The organism is Bacillus cereus group sp. MG16 (assembly GCF_040459875.1).
GTDB classification, from domain to species: domain Bacteria; phylum Bacillota; class Bacilli; order Bacillales; family Bacillaceae_G; genus Bacillus_A; species Bacillus_A paranthracis.
On the sequence record NZ_JARVHE010000001.1, the window covers coordinates 4216478 to 4232487 of the forward strand.

Here is a 16010-nt window from a genome sequence, read left to right on the forward strand (position 1 = left end):
TTATCATAACCCTCTTCTACTATCTATTTACGTTTTTGAAACAACACAATTAAGACTGGTAATATGGTTAAAGCGCAGAATAAAGAAAGTGTCGTATCAATAACAGTTGTAATACCAAATTCACGTAAGACTGGGAAGTTAACAAAAATTAACGTTGAAAACCCAACAATTACTGTTAATCCTGAAGCGGTAATAGCTTGTCCCACTTTCGAAAGAGAAACACGAATTGCTTCTTTGGGAGACAGTCCCTTCGCCTCTTCTTCACGATATCTTTCCATAATAAGAATCGTAAACTCTGTTCCAATTCCAAGTACAAGGCAGCTAAGTGCTGTTGTTAGTGGATTATATGAAATGTCGAGTAGTTTTAAAGCACCAGGCGAGAAACCTAATACTAAAACAATTGGTATTAACGGATATAATGCATGTTTTACGCGGCGATACACAAGGAATAAGGATAGGAAAATAATGAGCAGCCCCGCCCCAATCATGAGCTCACTATTTGCACCGATGTTATCAATACCATAAAGCATCATAACTTGCGCACCCGCTGGCTTCATTTTCACACCATCGATCGGCTTCATGTCCTTTGATATGTTATGCATCAATTTCAATTGCTCAGCAGAAGAAAGATCTGGATTCACTTGGAATTGAACTGTTGCATATTTTTTATTTTTACTTATAACCGTTTCTTTCAGAGAATTTGGCACGTTTTCAAGTTCATTTGCTACTTGTGCAATAGATTCTGGTAATGCGCTTTTCCCATTGATTTGCAGCATAGCTTTAGGCAGTGATATAACATCACTCACATCTTTATATTCGTTTTCAATCTTTTTACTTTCACTATGCATCCAAGACATCACTTTCGGTTCTGTGACATCCTCTGCCTCTACTAAATACGTAATATATGTTGTAGAGCCCACTATCTTTTGTAATTGTTTCGTATTTTTTAATGTCTCCATATTTTGCGGAATCATTTTTGTTAAGTCTGTTTCAGTCGGTATAGACTTTTCTGTCATAAATCCAAGACCAGATAAAATAACGGAAATGATTAAAATAGGAATTGCGAGTTTCATAGCTAGATTAGCATATTGATTTAAGAAACGTGATAGCATTGTATTTTTATCTGCATCACTTTTTAATGGAGGTGCTGCTTTTTTGCGATCTAATAAGTAGAATGTTGAGAACATCAATAATAGTTCAATAACGTAACAGAATAATACACCAATCGCTAACGTTAATCCAAATTGTTGCATCATCGGCGCTTTCGATACATACATCGTCAGAAAGCTTAAACTCATAATGACAACTGCAATCCCTACGCCAGGTCCAATATGACGAACAGCATGTAATGTTGCAAGTTTCGCATTAAATCCACTAGTTTTAAATTCCTCTTCATATCTATTATGGAATTGAACACCGAAATCAGTGCCAAGGCCAATAATAATCGGTAATGTCGCCATAGTTGCGAGTGTAATTGGGATTCCGGCCCATCCCATGAAACCAAATGTCCATATTAACCCGATTAGCACAAAGGCTAATGAAATAACGCGACGTCTTACAGGGAATACGAAGAATAGCACAACAATCATTAATAGAACCGCTAAACCGAGCATGATTCCTAAAGTTGTTATAACCTCTTCTTGAATATCTCCTAAAATCGCAGGCATTCCAGCTACTTTTACTGTTATCCCTTGACTGAAGTTCGTATTTTTAATAAGTTCGTTTAACTCTTTATTAATACGTACGTAAGTCGTCATCTCTGTATTATTCGATGTGTGAAGCTGAATCACAACGTGTTTTCCATTCTCAGGAATGAGTTGTTTCAATTGGTCTGGTACTTTTCCTTTATTTGAAAAGACGATTTCATGAAGTAAATCATTGTTCATGTGTTGAACATTCGGCAAGGCTTTCATCATATCCCGCTGCATATTATCTTTTTGCTGCTCTGTTAATATGCTTTGCGTATACTTTGCAACTTCATCATTTTGCTTTTCTGTTAAAACAGATGCTGTTATTTTCTCTTGCTCATCAACTGTAGGATTATGAGCGAGCGCAATCAATTGTTTTTGTATTTCTTGCATTTGTTCAGCTGCAAGTTGTTGTTGAATAAATACTCCCATTTTTTCACGTTGCTCATTCGTTAAGCTACTTTTTACACGATTATTAATTTCGTTCCTTTTTTCGCTTGAAATAGATTTTTTCAAAGCTGTTTCTAATTTCTCATCTGTTGCCCCTGTATCAAATGCTGAAAAAGAAGGAGAAGGAGCGGACAACATTTCATTTAATAAACCTACATAATGCGTTGATCCTGTAATATCTTTCATACCTTCTGCTTTTTTAGTGAACTCTACAATTGCTTTATTTGTTTCTTGTGAAATCAACTTATCGCTCTCTCCACTAAGCAATACGTATATACCATCTCCACCAAAATGTTTTTGGTACGTTTCTGTATTTTTATAAACATCAGATGTATTACTTAAAAATACATCATTTCCCATCTTCATCTCAAGTTTCGTTATTCCAAATGCGAAAAATATCGTTAAACATAATATAAGTGCAATATTCATCTTTGCGTACTTGATGATGAAGTGTCCAATCTTATCAAAAATCTTATTCATGTTTTTCTTTCCTCCTTTGCTATGCTCAATAATTTATCATAGGCTTTAGGGGAAAACGATGAATAAAAATGAATATATGTCTCAAAATGAGACACATGACTTATTTTGGTTCATTTATGAGAAAATTATTAACAATATGGATGAGTTCTTCTTTTGAATACGGATATTCATTATTAATCCATTTCTTTATAATCTCAAAAAAACCACTACAGTAAAAATCACATAACACATTTGGATAATCTGAATTTCGAATTTGTCTTGAAAGAGGGTCGTTATATTGCGTTGCATTTTCATGTAAAGCCTCCCCACCAAGTTGAATCAACTTATCATATAATTCACGGCTATTATTTTTACTCGTGACGTTAAAAAACAACGCGCGATTCACATCTATATAATCAATTACTTCTTCAAAAAATGTACGTTCTAAATTCAAACCTTGCTTCGTTTGTTCAAATAGCTCTATGGCGACAACATTTACCGTGGCACTAAAGAGCTCATACTTATCAACGTAATAACGATAAAATGTACTTCTATGTATCATTGCTTTTTCGCAAATATGATTAATTGTAATAGCTGAGAATGGTTTTTCTTTTAATAGTTCCATGAACGTATTCGTTATTAAAATTTGTGTACGTAAACGAGTGGGGTTACTCAATTTATTTGTCCTCCCTGTAACTTTTGTTGTTCTTTTAGTATGCCGTAATTGGTTGTAATAGTGAATTCTTTTTGTATATAACAAAAAACACATTGATAATTATCAATGTGTTTCAGAGTGTTAAAAAATGAATTAGCAGAATCCCTCTATTCATTTCCCAAAGTCTGCGAACGTTTTATAAATAAAGCTACAACGACTGCAAGTAGTGCCAAACCAAAGCCAATTGTAAATGCGTTATGCACGCCTGAAACCATTGCTTCTGTCAATTGAGCTGGGTCAGTCGGATTTGAAGATGCATCCAAATATTTCTTCTGTCCGGAAGTCATAACGCTAATAAAGAACGCAACTCCTACCGCACCCGCTACTTGTGATAGAGTATTCAAAATAGCTGTTCCGTGAGGATAAAATCGCTTCGGAAGTTGGTTCAAACCGTTCGTTTGCGCCGGCATCATAATCATTGAAATGGATACCATCATAGTGACATGTAATAGGATGAAAGTTATTTTAGACGTATCTGCCGTTACTTGTGTAAAGAACCACATCACACTTGCTAATAATATCGTCCCAGGAATAATAAGCGCTCTTGGACCAAATTTATCAAAGAGCTTCCCTGAAACTGGCGAAAGCAGACCATTCAATAGACTACCTGGAAGCATGATAAGACCAGTGGCGTATACAGTTAAGCCTAAAGCACCTTGGAATAGGAATGGTAGTAACGTCATTGTCGAGAACATCGTCATCATCATGATTGTCAATAAAATTGTCGTGAGCGTAAACATCGGATACTTAAATGCACTAAGATCTAGTAATGGCTCTTTCAATTTCAATTGACGCAATACGAAGAATAGAATTGCTACAAGACCAATTAGGATTATGCCATATACTTGGAAACTACCCCAACCTTCACCTGAGCTACTAAATCCATAAACAATTCCGCCAAATCCAATTGTAGATAAAAGAATAGATAATACATCCACCTTGGGTTTAGTAGGCTCTGAGACATTTTTCAAATAAATAAATGCAAAAACAATAGAAAAAATCGCGAATGGAAGAACGAAATAAAATAGCCATCTCCAATTCAATGTTTCCAAAATGAGCCCTGAAAGTGTCGGCCCAATGGCAGGGGCAAACATGATTACAAGGCCAATACTCCCCATTGCCGCTCCTCTCTTTTCAGGAGGATATAGAAGGAGAATCGTATTCATTAATACGGGCATTATTAATCCCGTACCTGCCGCTTGTAACAAGCGACCCATTAATAGTATAGAAAATCCAGGCGCAATCGCACTTACAAGTGTACCGAAAGTAAAGATTACCATAGCACCTATGAATACTTGTCTTGTTGTAAACCATTGTACTAATAAAGCAGAAGCTGGAATTAGTACAGCAACTACAAGCATGTACCCTGTTGAAAGCCATTGAAGAGTTGACGGTGTTACATTCAACTCAATCATCAATTGCGGAAAAGCAACGTTCAATAATGTTTCATTCAAAATGGTAAAAAACGCCCCAATGATCATCGATATTAAAATGGGGAGTCTTTTCACATTGTCAAACTCCTTTGACTGCGAAGAAACAGGTGCTGTTTGAGCATTCATACATAAACCCTCCTTGTATTTTCTTTTATAAGTTTTTACTACCTTTGCTAGTCATATTTAACGTAGAAACGCTCATGCCAAATTGAAAACGATACAGCACAACTACAAATAAGATCCATAATGACATCACGCCGAAGATATTACTATACATATTTGCAGCTTCATTTGCAACAAAAGGATTTAGCTTTAGTGACGTCGATCCCTTATCAAGCAATTTCCCTACTACACTCATAGCCATCGCGCCAGATATGAAATTAATCATCGACAGTAATCCCATTCCCACACCTGTCTCTTCCTTTGACAGTGTTTGTGAAATCGTATTAGACATTGAAATCTGCATAAAGGTCTGTCCTACATTTCCGAAAATTAAAATCAATGCAATGACAAAAGCCGAGACCCCAATGAAAGTAGATAATAATGAGAAAGCAAGGAATATGAATACTGAGGCAATAAAAACGAGTGCAAAATTGCCCCGAGTATCAGCTACCCTTCCTCCCTTTCTTCCCATAATTGCCGAGGCAATTGCAGCTGGAACTAAAACAAAACCAATATTCGAAGGAGTCAATCCATTTACTGCTGATAGAAATTGCGGCGTCATGAATGTCATGCTAAAGCTCATCGCTGTCGTCATAAAAGCAAGGAGTAACCCAATCGAAAAGTTTTTATTTTTAAACAAAGTCGGTTTAATAAAAGGCTCTGTAGCTTTTCTAATCCGCAAAATGAAGAACGCTAACATAACAAATCCACCAAGGAATAACAGCACTTGCATTTGCGTAATAGCAAACAAGAAGAACGCGACCGATACAGCTAATAGACCTCCGCCAAGAATATCAATACGACCCGCCTTCCCTTTTGCATTGTCTAAATACTTTCTAAAGAAAGGTAGCGTTAGAAGCGGTAGTAATGAAAGAACAAACATGAGTCTCCAGCTTCCAAAACTCGTAATTAATCCAGCGGCAACGGGCCCTAAAGCATTCCCAAGCGCTAAACCAACTGCTGAAGTTCCAAGCGCACGTCCCCTTTTCTCTGGCGCAAAGTATCTAACCGGAATAATCATTGCTGTCGCAGGAAGAACAGAAGCTCCCGCTGCCTGAATGACACGGCCCAAAATGATAACCCAATACTCAGTAGCAAGTAGACCAAGCAAGGAACCTAGAGCGAAAATAAGTAGTCCATACGTTAACAAATCCTTTAACCGATATTTATCCGCCAGTTTTCCCATTACGATGGAACCAACAGCATAAACGACCATATAACTCGTCATAATCCAACTAACCTCTGAAGGAACAAGGTTGAATTCTTTACCGATTTCAGGAAGAGCTACATTAAACATCGTACCGTTCATAACCGAAAATATTAGCGTAACTACTAAAACTGCTAGCAATTTATCTGCATTTTGTGATGAATGATCTACCATCTTGTAGACCCCCCCTTTTCTCTTTCCCATAATCTATACAAATTTAAATGAGTATCAACATAATGAATATCCTCACTATTTTATTATAATGAGGATATCATTTTTATCGTACGTGCTCAGTTTCTACCTCTATTCAATCAAATCTACAATTTGCTTTACAGAAGTTCTGTTACTGCTGAAAAATGAACGACCGCAAGAACTAGTGCTAAAATCATAAGCACTGCTGCCGGTATTATTTTTCCAATTGAATCTTTAACACGCATATGTGACAATACAGCTCCTAACATAATACAAGCAATCCATAATGCTGCTAAAACTAATACGATCTCATTCCAGAAACCAAAAATTAGTCCAACCACGCCTGCTAAAGCGATCCAACCTGTCGCAATTCTAAACCATTGAGGTAAACCTAAATGAGCGAAAGCCTCTACTTGCATTTTTGCTCCCGCAATTTTACTCACACTTGAAAAGAAAAATGCAAAAATTAATAAACATTGAAGTACTAATGCTACAATAGTCATGTACAATCCTCCGTTACATATGTTTTTTTAAGGGTATTGCTATTGAATGCTGAAACGATTTGAAATTCCTTCTATACATACACCTCGCTCTATTATCGTTTTCTATAGATCCCCGCATCAGTTATAATAGTAATTATCCCGCTATTACACATTATGAGCATACGATATAATGAGGTCACTCACTAATTGTTTGTAATATAGAGAGGATACTCACTAATAATATACAATATATTTATGAAACGTGCAAAAATGAACTACAAAATAATGAGGAGGTCATCCCATTCATGAAATCAAATAATCCAGCTGCAATAGATATCATTCATATTTTAATGCAATCGTCCAACTATGTTCAAAGAGAATTTCAATCTCAATTGTCAGCCCTTGACACACCTTATCATCTAACAGGGCCAAGGCTACGCGTTCTATCCACCGTTTCTGAAAATGGTCCCATTCGAATGAACGCATTAGCTGCTAAATTAGGCGTCAAAGCACGTACAGTTACCGATTTTGTCGATGCACTCGAACAAGACAAGCTCCTAATTCGTATACCAGATCCAACTGATCGCCGAGCTACATTAATTCAACTTACTGAACGCGCGCACTCCAATATGGAAAAGGCGCTCGCGTTCCAAGACAAGGTCGCAGACGATATTTTACAAAACCTCACATTAGAACAACGCGAACAGTTTTTTGAACTTCTATTACTATTAATAAAAGATAAGCAAATTCCAGATTCATGCGGAGAAGTTGAGAACGGAAAAACTTGTTAAGTGTGTAAATAAAACCACCTACACCCTAAAAAATATAGGGACTAGGTGGTTTGTTTTTTAAGCTGATTTTCTCGCTGGAATGCCTTTACGTCGATATACACTTAGTACGATTCCCATTACAAGCGCATGAAATACAGTTGGTGTTAATCCATAACTAATAAAAGGTAGTGATATAGCAGTAATCGGTAATAAACCTAAAATCATACCGACGTTATAAAGGAATTGTACTACGAAAAGAGTCATGCCTCCAATGAGAAGCAATTTACCATATCGGTCATTTATTGTATAAGATATGAAGATTAACCGTACTACAAAAAGAGAAAGAATTAAGACAAGGACCAGTGCAAGCACATATCCATAATAATAAGTCAAACTTGCAAATACAAAATCAGTATCTGGATTAGGGATGAACTTTACATCTCCGTATGTACCAAACCAACCTGCTGACGACATTACCTCCTTTAAACGTATATACATAAATCCTGCGCCCTGTGCATCACGCTCTGGATTCAAATACCCTAAAAATCTATCCAAATAAACTCCTTTTACTGTATGCCAGGAAAAATAGGCCCCTATAATCAATAAACAGATTGGTACAATTGTAATAATTAATGCCTTTTTCTTCCCTAACTTACTCCACCAAAGCATAACGAATACCATCGTGATATAAATAAAAATCACTGAAAAAGCTGCGCCAATTAAAAATAAATACAAAGAAAATAAATAAAGAGCCACAAGATGCATTACTTTTATCCTACTATTATTGAAAAAAGAAGCCCAAGCTAGAAAAAAGAACGGCACTGCCATTAAACGGTCAATTGCAATAGGACCAACTTTTATTATCGGTTCTCCAAGCATCCCAGCATTCGGAAAGCAGTATAGCATTAACAAGATAAGTACACCAATTGTATAAAACAACCATCCTAATCTCTCTAACTTCCGATAATTAATCAGCATCATCCCTAACGCTGTTGCAATACCAAGAACAACAGATATCACCTTATCCATTAGTAAATCATTCATATATCCAAAAGCTATAACCGGCAAAAACCCTAACCCCATCGCAGCCACTAATAAACCAATTAAAAACCAATCAACCTTTGGCTTATGAAGTTTGTTAAGTTCCTGCCCCAGTTTAATCGGACTCCCCATTTGTTCAACAGCCTTATCTTCAGCAACTTCCTCACTTAACCCTTTATCCATCCACATATTCTTTGCCTGTTTCAAGTGAAAATTCAGTTCAGTTGCTACTAAGTCCTTCGCTTCTTTTGATTTAATATGGTTCGTAACTTCTGTTAAAAAACGCTCCCCTTTTTTGTTCAATTTTTCTCACTCCTGTACTAATCCTTTTAATATAAATCGTGCCTTCGTAGCATTCTTCTCTGCCTTTCGCAGCATCTTGTTTCCTTTATCATTTAATTGATAATATTTCGCTCCTGCATGATCCCAGCTAGATTGGATAAAGCGATTCTGTTCTAGACGATGTAATAACGTGTATAGAGACCCTTCATCCCCTTCGAATTTTTGAATCCCTCTCCCGCGCAGTAACTGCATCAATTCATAACCTGTTTTTTCATTTATAAGAAGTTGCAACACTGCTAAAAGGATGTCTTCTTCTTTTTCGGACGATTGATTGATTTTTTCACGCACCCGCTTCTGGTGCTGATCAGAAAAACTCAAATGTTTAAAAGTTGTGTTCTCCATTGATTTTCGCAAGCCTTTTAATCGATCTTTCATTTGACTATTCCTCCAATCCTTTCTTCAAAAGCTCCTTTGCTTTTTTCAGCCTCGTTTTTATCGTGTTTTCCTTCACATCTATTACAATCGCAATCTCTTTAATTGATAATTCTTCATAATAAAATAGATAAATGAATTCTCGATATTTGATCGGTAAATTCATTACTGCAGAAGCCAGTTCACGATCCTCCGCATTTTGAATGACAGTTTGTTCCACACTTTCTTTTTGACTCTCCATATACGTAAAGTCATCTTCTGTAACAATAACTTTTTTGTTATACCAACTTTTTAAATAATCCTTACAATGATTAATTGCAATTCTCCATAGCCATGTTTTTAAGTTCGAATTCCCTTTATATGTATGAAGAGATTTATAACATTTCACAAATATATCTTGCGTTAAATCCTCCGCAACTTCTTTATTGTTTACATATGAATACACAAGTTGCAGCACTTCTTGCCCATACTTGTTCATAATTTCATCGATAAGGAGTTCCTTATCTTCTATTTCAAACGCTTCTATCGTTAATTCATCCACATCATTTCCTCCTTCCCATATATTAGACGACGCACTGTATGGAAAAGTTTTATAAATTCACAAAAAATACAGAGGGTAATAACGTTTTTTATAAAACACTTCCTCAGCAACTTACATATAATAAACCGAATAGTCGTTACAATACATTCACCTAAAGAGCGCCTCTCTCCCAAGGCGCTTTTTAGGTTTGTAATAAGGGGGGCTTAGTTTTTTGTACTGGACCCAAAAAGTTAGACACATATTTAAGCAACTAATAAGGATTGAACTCTGTATTTTACAGGGGGCAATCCTTTTAATTTTGCTTTAATTCTTTTATGGTTGTAATAATAAATATAATTCTCTAGTTCTTTCCTAAAGTGTTCCATACTTTCAAATTCTTTAAGATAAAGTAATTCAGATTTTAATAAGCCAAAGAAATTTTCAATGACTGCATTATCCAAGCAATTTCCCTTACGGGACATACTTTGAGTTATATTATTTTCTCTTAAAATATATTGGTATCTATCCATTTGATAGTGCCACCCTTGATCTGAATGAAGGATAGGGTTATCCCCTTTATCCAAACGCGTTAAGGCTTTATCTAGCATTCTTTCAACTAAAAGGAATGTAGGACGTTTCTCAATATTATAAGAAATAATTTCACCATTAAACAAGTCTAGAATAGGAGATAAGTAGAGTTTTTCACCAAACAGGTGAACTTCAGTAACGTCTGTAACCCACTTTTCATTAGGCTTAGAGGCCTTGAAATCACGCTTCAAAACATTGGGTGCTACCTTCCCAACTTTTCCACGATATGAGCGGTATTTAGCTATTTTTACCAATGATTTTAGCCCTAATTGATTCATTAAACGAAGGACAGTTTTGTGATTGATAGTATAGCCTCTATTGCGTAGTTCTAGCGTTATGCGTCTGTATCCATATCGCCCTTGATGTTCATCAAAGATTTGTTTGATGTTTTCTTTAATATCTTTATACTTATCTTCACGATTCATTTGTTTCACCCAGTAATAATACGTACTACGGGCAATTCCAGCTATTTTAATTAAATTTATAATTTTATATTCATGCCTTAACTCAAATATTATGTACGCTTTGTCTTTTTCTGTGATGCTTCTTTCTCTTGAATTAAGGCGTGTAACTTTTTTAAATAAGCATTTTCCATGCGTAAGTATTCAATTTCTTTTTGTAAGTCATTCTGAGAATTGCTATTTTGCTTTTTCTTAGGTGCGACAGCTTTTTTCTTCTTCACAGTGGAGTACCCCTTACTTGTCTTACGAAGAGCATCTATCCCCTGTGATTCTAACACCCTTTTCCATTTTCTAACCGTACTAGCTGATGGAATATTGAACATGGCGGCTGCTTGTAGGGGCGAAGCTCCTGTATTGTTCATATAGTTTAATACATCCATTTTAAAACGAACATCGTATCTTGTACATTTAGAATTTAACGATTCTACCCCTTGTTCTCTAGTACGTGCTACCCACTCTTTTAATAGAGAATAACTGATCTTATATTTTCTAGCTGTCACTTTAAAGGAATCATTTGTATTTAAATAATGTTCAACTGCATTTCTTTTTAATTCAAATGTATACTTTTTAGCCATAATAAAACCGCACCTCCAATTTGTTAGTTATATGTCTAACAAATTGGGTGCGGTTCACCACCACAATAGCAAGTTAGGTTACAAAGGCAGAAGTTTCTCAGGCTTCTGTCTTCTTTATTTTATGCAAAATTCATACTATATACTCTACCATCATTGTAACACATTTTATTTATTTTTAGTCAAGATAAAAAAACACCTGAAGAGGTTCTCTTCAGGTGTTTCTCTATTTTACGCTAATGCAGCTGCATGTTCTTGTTGATCTACAGGAATGACAGCGTCTGTTAATGCTTTTTCTAGTTCTGCTGTGTATTTCATTTGCTCTTCTTTGCTCCAGCCTAGTTTTGCAGCCATGTAGTTGATTACTGCTTCTTTCCATTCGTATACCCAGTGGATGTTGAAGAATACAGCGCCTCTGCGACGTACGAAGAAGTCGACTGGTTTTGCTGTCATTTCGTAATCCATTGCGTATACAAGTGGGATTAGAACGTCTAGTGGCATGTTGTATTCTTTCGCTTCGTCTTTATGTTTTTTCGCTAATTCGAACAGTACGTCTACGTTAGAGCCGTAGAATTTCGCGAATTCTTCTGCTTGTGCTGTTGTTAAACCGTATTTCGTACCTTCGCCTGCTTTTTTCGCGATAAATGCTGGTAATCCTTTAGATCCATCTACATGTCCACCAGAGATTGGCATATGTTTCGTTGAGCTCTTCGGATATGCACTATGGCCTTCTTTTTGTAGTAAGTTCGTTACGTAGTCTACTACCATTTCAGCCATTTTGCGGTATCCTGTTAATTTACCACCTGCGATTGTAATTAAACCAGATTCAGAAGTCCAAATTTCGTCTTTACGAGAAATTTCAGATGCACTCTTACCTTCTTCGTAAATTAACGGACGAACACCAGCCCAGCTTGACTCGATGTCTTTTTCTGTAATTTTTACGCTTGGGAACATATAGTTAATCGCATTAATGATGTACGTACGATCTTCTGTTGTCATTTGTGGTACAGCTGCGTCTTTATCATAGAACGTATCTGTTGTACCTACATAAGTTTTCCCGCCGCGCGGAATCGCGAATACCATACGTTTATCTGGTGTATCGAAGTAAATTGCTTGCCCTAATGGGAAACGTTTTTGATCAATTACTAAGTGAACACCTTTTGATAACTGAAGTACTTTTCCTTTTTTCGAGTTATCTTTTTCACGAAGTGTATCTACCCAAGGACCAGCTGCGTTTACAATTTTCTTACCGTAAACTTCGTATACCTCACCATCTAGTAAATCGATTACACGTACACCACATACTTTTCCATCTTTATATAAGAAACTATCTACTTTTGCGTAGTTAACAGCTTTTGCACCGTGCTCAATTGCTTCTTTCATTACTTCAATTGTAAGACGCGCATCATCAGTGCGATATTCTACGTAGTAACCGCCGCCTTTTAATCCTTCTTGTTTTACAAGAGGCTCTTTCTTCAGCGTTTCTTCACGGTTAAACATTTTTCTGCGCTCGCTTCGTTTTACACCTGCTAAGAAGTCGTATACACGAAGACCAATTGATGTACTGAATGATCCGAACGTACCGCCTGTATGGAACGGAAGTAACATCCACTCTGGTGTTGTTACATGGGGACCGTTCTCATATACGATCGCACGCTCTTTCCCCACCTCTGCTACCATTTTCACTTCAAGTTGTTTTAAATAACGTAGACCACCGTGTACAAGCTTCGTTGAACGACTTGATGTACCTGCTGCAAAGTCCTGCATTTCAAACACAATTGTTGATAACCCGCGTGTTGCTCCATCTAATGCAATACCAGAACCAGTAATACCTCCACCAATTACGATCACATCTAATTCTTGTTTATTTACTCCGTTTAATACGTCTTTACGTTGTTTACTTGAAAATTTCATGGTAATTCCTCCCTTTGATAACGAAAAAAGAGACCACAAACTCCGCTATAGATTTCGCCTCTATAGCGTGTTGTGGTCTCTCCAAATCTCCTACCGAATTATTAACTTGTCACCATTATAACACTGTTTATGATTATTTGAAAGCTTTTGTTGCTTCAATTGCCTTTTTCCATCCAGCATATAGCTCTTCGCTTGTTTCCGCTTCCATTGTTGGTTCAAAGCGTTTGTCCATATGCCACTGTTCTTTAATTTCATCTTGGTTTTTCCAATATCCAACCGCAAGACCAGCTAAGTACGCTGCACCTAAAGCTGTTGTTTCATTGATCACCGGACGCTCTACAGGAACATCTAAAATATCACTTTGGAACTTCATTAAGAAGTTATTTTTAACTGCTCCGCCATCAACGCGTAATGTTTTCAGTTCAATACCTGAATCTGCTTCCATTGCGCATAATACGTCTTTCGTTTGGTAAGCTAAAGATTCTAGTGTTGCACGAATGAAATGCTCTTTCGTCGTACCGCGCGTTACACCAAACATAGCGCCGCGTACTTCACTATCCCAGTACGGTGTACCTAATCCTACGAATGCTGGTACAACGTATACACCGTCAGTTGATTCAACGCGATTCGCATACACTTCACTCTCACTTGCATCTTTAAACATGCGCATTCCGTCACGTAACCACTGAATTGCAGAACCTGCTACGAAAATACTTCCTTCTAATGCGTAGTTTACTTTACCATCTATTCCCCATGCAATTGTTGTTAATAGACCGTGCTCAGAAGCTACTGCTTTTTCACCAGTGTTCATTAACATGAAGCAACCAGTTCCGTAAGTATTTTTCGCCATACCTTCACCGAAACAAGCTTGTCCAAATAATGCCGCTTGTTGATCACCAGCTACACCTGCAATCGGTACATTTTGACCGAAGAAGTGATAGTCAATTGTTTCTCCATACACTTCAGATGATGGACGTACTTCTGGAAGCATGCTCTTTGGTACTGTTAACATGTCTAGAAGTTCATCATCCCATTGTAAGTCGTGAATGTTAAACATTAACGTACGTGATGCATTTGAGTAATCCGTTACGTGCGCTTTACCACCAGATAGTTTCCATACAAGCCACGTATCAATTGTTCCGAATAATAAATCGCCGTTTTCCGCTTTCTCTCTTGCACCTTCAACGTTATCTAAAATCCATTTTACTTTCGTACCAGAGAAATATGCGTCAATTAAAAGACCTGTTTTTTCGCGAACCATTTCGCCATAACCTTTTTCTTTTAACTCATCACAAATTTCAGCTGTTTGGCGAGATTGCCATACAATTGCGTTATAAATTGGTTTGCCTGTTGTTTTATCCCATACAACCGCTGTTTCACGTTGGTTCGTAATACCGATACCAGCGATTTGTTCTGGTTTTACATCTGCTTCACTTAAGCAAGTTGCGATAACTGCTAAAATAGATCCCCAAATTTCTTGCGCGTTATGCTCTACCCAGCCTGGCTTTGGAAAATGTTGTGTAAACTCTTTTTGAGCTGAATGAACAATTTCACCTTTTTTATTGAAAAGAATTGCGCGTGAGCTAGTTGTTCCTTGGTCTAATGAAAGAATATATTTTTTCATAATGGTTTCCCCCTTATGCTACTTTTCTACTATTTGTATTGCTTCCACTTTTTTTGCTTGTCATATAAGAGATTGCTAGTACAATCACAGTTGCAATAATCACATAAATAAGTGCTGCATTTTGTTTTCCTTCAAATACAACTTGATGGAATAATCCTGCCAGTGATCCACCTAAAATTGGACCTACTACTGGAATCCATGCATATTTCCAGTTTGAACCGCCTTTTCCTGCAATCGGAAGGAAGAAGTGCGCGATACGCGGACCTAAATCACGTGCTGGGTTGATTGCGTATCCTGTCGTTCCACCTAATGATAAACCAATACTTACAATTAAGAAACCTACGATAAATGGATTTAATCCATCTGCAAATTTATTTGCACCAATTGCTAATATACCAAATACTAAAACGAATGTTCCAATCATTTCACTTAAAAGGTTTGCAAATGTGTTCGGAATTGCTGGACCTGTTGCAAATACACCTAACTTTGTTCCTGGATCTTCTGTTTCTTTCCAGTGTGGTAAGTAATGTAAATATACGATAACTGCCCCAATAATTGCCCCAATCATTTGTGCTGCGATATAACCAGGTACGTCACTCCATGGGAACGCTCCCTTAAATGCTAATCCTATCGTCAAAGCTGGATTCAAATGTGCCCCACTAATTGATCCAACCGCGTACGCTGCAACCGCTACCGCTAAGCCCCAGCCCATTGTAATAACAATCCAACCAGAATCTTTCGCAAACGACTTCTTTAAACTTACACCAGCACAAACGCCGCCACCAAGTACGATTAACAACGCAGTCCCTATTAACTCTCCTAAAAATGCTGACATAGTATCCCTCCACAATCAATTTAAACGCTTTCAAATGTGATAGAGGTAAAATGAATGGCCATTCGTTTTTGTCAAAAGAAAAAGACCCACAGCTTTGCACGCTTCTATATAAATTTATATAGAAACAATGAAATGTGGATCTCTACTTTTCTCCGTCACGTTTATTAACTTGTCTATAATGTT

13 protein-coding genes are annotated in these 16010 nt (G+C 36.9%); 1 reads left to right on the forward strand and 12 read right to left on the reverse strand.

Annotated features, from left to right (window positions below; all coding sequences use genetic code 11):
* Positions 1 to 23: 23 nt before the first annotated feature.
* The 5 genes from QCI73_RS21920 to QCI73_RS21940 form a co-directional block, all read right to left on the reverse strand.
* Positions 24 to 2618, reverse strand: coding sequence for an efflux RND transporter permease subunit (locus QCI73_RS21920; protein WP_353823723.1), 2595 nt, complete (start codon positions 2616 to 2618; stop codon positions 24 to 26).
* A gap of 100 nt (positions 2619 to 2718) precedes the next feature.
* Positions 2719 to 3273 carry a TetR/AcrR family transcriptional regulator C-terminal domain-containing protein gene (locus QCI73_RS21925; RefSeq protein ID WP_101168291.1) on the reverse strand — a complete coding sequence of 185 codons (555 nt, stop codon included), beginning with the start codon at positions 3271 to 3273 and terminating at the stop codon, positions 2719 to 2721.
* Positions 3274 to 3419: 146 nt separating this feature from the next.
* Positions 3420 to 4871 (reverse strand): MDR family MFS transporter, encoded by a 1452-nt coding sequence (locus QCI73_RS21930; protein ID WP_353823724.1) that lies wholly within the window; start codon positions 4869 to 4871, stop codon positions 3420 to 3422.
* 25 nt (positions 4872 to 4896) lie between these two features.
* Entirely contained in the window at positions 4897 to 6288 is a 1392-nt protein-coding gene (locus QCI73_RS21935) for an MFS transporter (protein ID WP_353823725.1), read from the reverse strand.
* Between the two features lie 155 nt (positions 6289 to 6443).
* Positions 6444 to 6809: a DoxX family protein gene (locus tag QCI73_RS21940; RefSeq protein ID WP_353823726.1), complete on the reverse strand. Its 366-nt coding sequence runs from the start codon at positions 6807 to 6809 to the stop codon at positions 6444 to 6446.
* A 284-nt stretch (positions 6810 to 7093) separates the two neighbouring features.
* On the opposite strand from QCI73_RS21940, the gene QCI73_RS21945 reads away from it, so the two are divergent.
* Positions 7094 to 7579 carry a MarR family winged helix-turn-helix transcriptional regulator gene (locus QCI73_RS21945; protein WP_000841455.1) on the forward strand — a complete coding sequence of 162 codons (486 nt, stop codon included), beginning with the start codon at positions 7094 to 7096 and terminating at the stop codon, positions 7577 to 7579.
* A 57-nt stretch (positions 7580 to 7636) separates the two neighbouring features.
* On the opposite strand, the gene QCI73_RS21950 is transcribed toward QCI73_RS21945, so the two are convergent.
* From QCI73_RS21950 to glpF, 7 genes are all read right to left on the reverse strand, one after another.
* On the reverse strand, positions 7637 to 8902 hold the full coding sequence (locus QCI73_RS21950; RefSeq protein ID WP_353823727.1) for an FtsW/RodA/SpoVE family cell cycle protein: 1266 nt from the start codon (positions 8900 to 8902) through the stop codon (positions 7637 to 7639).
* A 6-nt stretch (positions 8903 to 8908) separates the two neighbouring features.
* Complete coding sequence (locus QCI73_RS21955; protein WP_353823728.1) at positions 8909 to 9316, reverse strand: PadR family transcriptional regulator; 408 nt, start codon at positions 9314 to 9316, stop codon at positions 8909 to 8911.
* A gap of 4 nt (positions 9317 to 9320) precedes the next feature.
* Positions 9321 to 9854 carry a sigma-70 family RNA polymerase sigma factor gene (locus QCI73_RS21960; protein ID WP_353823729.1) on the reverse strand — a complete coding sequence of 178 codons (534 nt, stop codon included), beginning with the start codon at positions 9852 to 9854 and terminating at the stop codon, positions 9321 to 9323.
* A 242-nt stretch (positions 9855 to 10096) separates the two neighbouring features.
* Positions 10097 to 11457 (reverse strand): IS3 family transposase gene (locus QCI73_RS21965; protein ID WP_139339184.1). Its coding sequence is split into 2 segments (ribosomal slippage): positions 10097 to 11001 and positions 11001 to 11457, totalling 1362 coding nucleotides; the frame shifts between segments, so codons are not numbered across the junction.
* A 228-nt stretch (positions 11458 to 11685) separates the two neighbouring features.
* On the reverse strand, positions 11686 to 13368 hold the full coding sequence (glpD, locus tag QCI73_RS21970; RefSeq protein ID WP_044792646.1) for an aerobic glycerol-3-phosphate dehydrogenase: 1683 nt from the start codon (positions 13366 to 13368) through the stop codon (positions 11686 to 11688).
* Between the two features lie 133 nt (positions 13369 to 13501).
* Complete coding sequence (gene glpK, locus QCI73_RS21975; RefSeq protein WP_113712156.1) at positions 13502 to 14992, reverse strand: glycerol kinase GlpK; 1491 nt, start codon at positions 14990 to 14992, stop codon at positions 13502 to 13504.
* A 13-nt stretch (positions 14993 to 15005) separates the two neighbouring features.
* Positions 15006 to 15827, reverse strand: coding sequence for a glycerol uptake facilitator protein GlpF (gene glpF / locus QCI73_RS21980; RefSeq protein ID WP_001272193.1), 822 nt, complete (start codon positions 15825 to 15827; stop codon positions 15006 to 15008).
* Positions 15828 to 16010: the final 183 nt, after the last annotated feature.

What these genes read in the sequence shown, in the direction of transcription:
- QCI73_RS21920 (WP_353823723.1), bottom strand. Translation starts at nt 2,618, where the DNA reads ATGAATAAGATTTTTGATAAGATTGGACACTTCATCATCAAGTACGCA.
- QCI73_RS21935 (WP_353823725.1), bottom strand. Translation starts at nt 6,288, where the DNA reads ATGGTAGATCATTCATCACAAAATGCAGATAAATTGCTAGCAGTTTTA.
- glpK (WP_113712156.1), bottom strand. Translation starts at nt 14,992, where the DNA reads ATGAAAAAATATATTCTTTCATTAGACCAAGGAACAACTAGCTCACGC.
- glpD (WP_044792646.1), bottom strand. Translation starts at nt 13,368, where the DNA reads ATGAAATTTTCAAGTAAACAACGTAAAGACGTATTAAACGGAGTAAAT.
- QCI73_RS21955 (WP_353823728.1), bottom strand. Translation starts at nt 9,316, where the DNA reads ATGAAAGATCGATTAAAAGGCTTGCGAAAATCAATGGAGAACACAACT.
- QCI73_RS21940 (WP_353823726.1), bottom strand. Translation starts at nt 6,809, where the DNA reads ATGACTATTGTAGCATTAGTACTTCAATGTTTATTAATTTTTGCATTT.
- glpF (WP_001272193.1), bottom strand. Translation starts at nt 15,827, where the DNA reads ATGTCAGCATTTTTAGGAGAGTTAATAGGGACTGCGTTGTTAATCGTA.
- QCI73_RS21930 (WP_353823724.1), bottom strand. Translation starts at nt 4,871, where the DNA reads ATGAATGCTCAAACAGCACCTGTTTCTTCGCAGTCAAAGGAGTTTGAC.
- QCI73_RS21945 (WP_000841455.1), top strand. Translation starts at nt 7,094, where the DNA reads ATGAAATCAAATAATCCAGCTGCAATAGATATCATTCATATTTTAATG.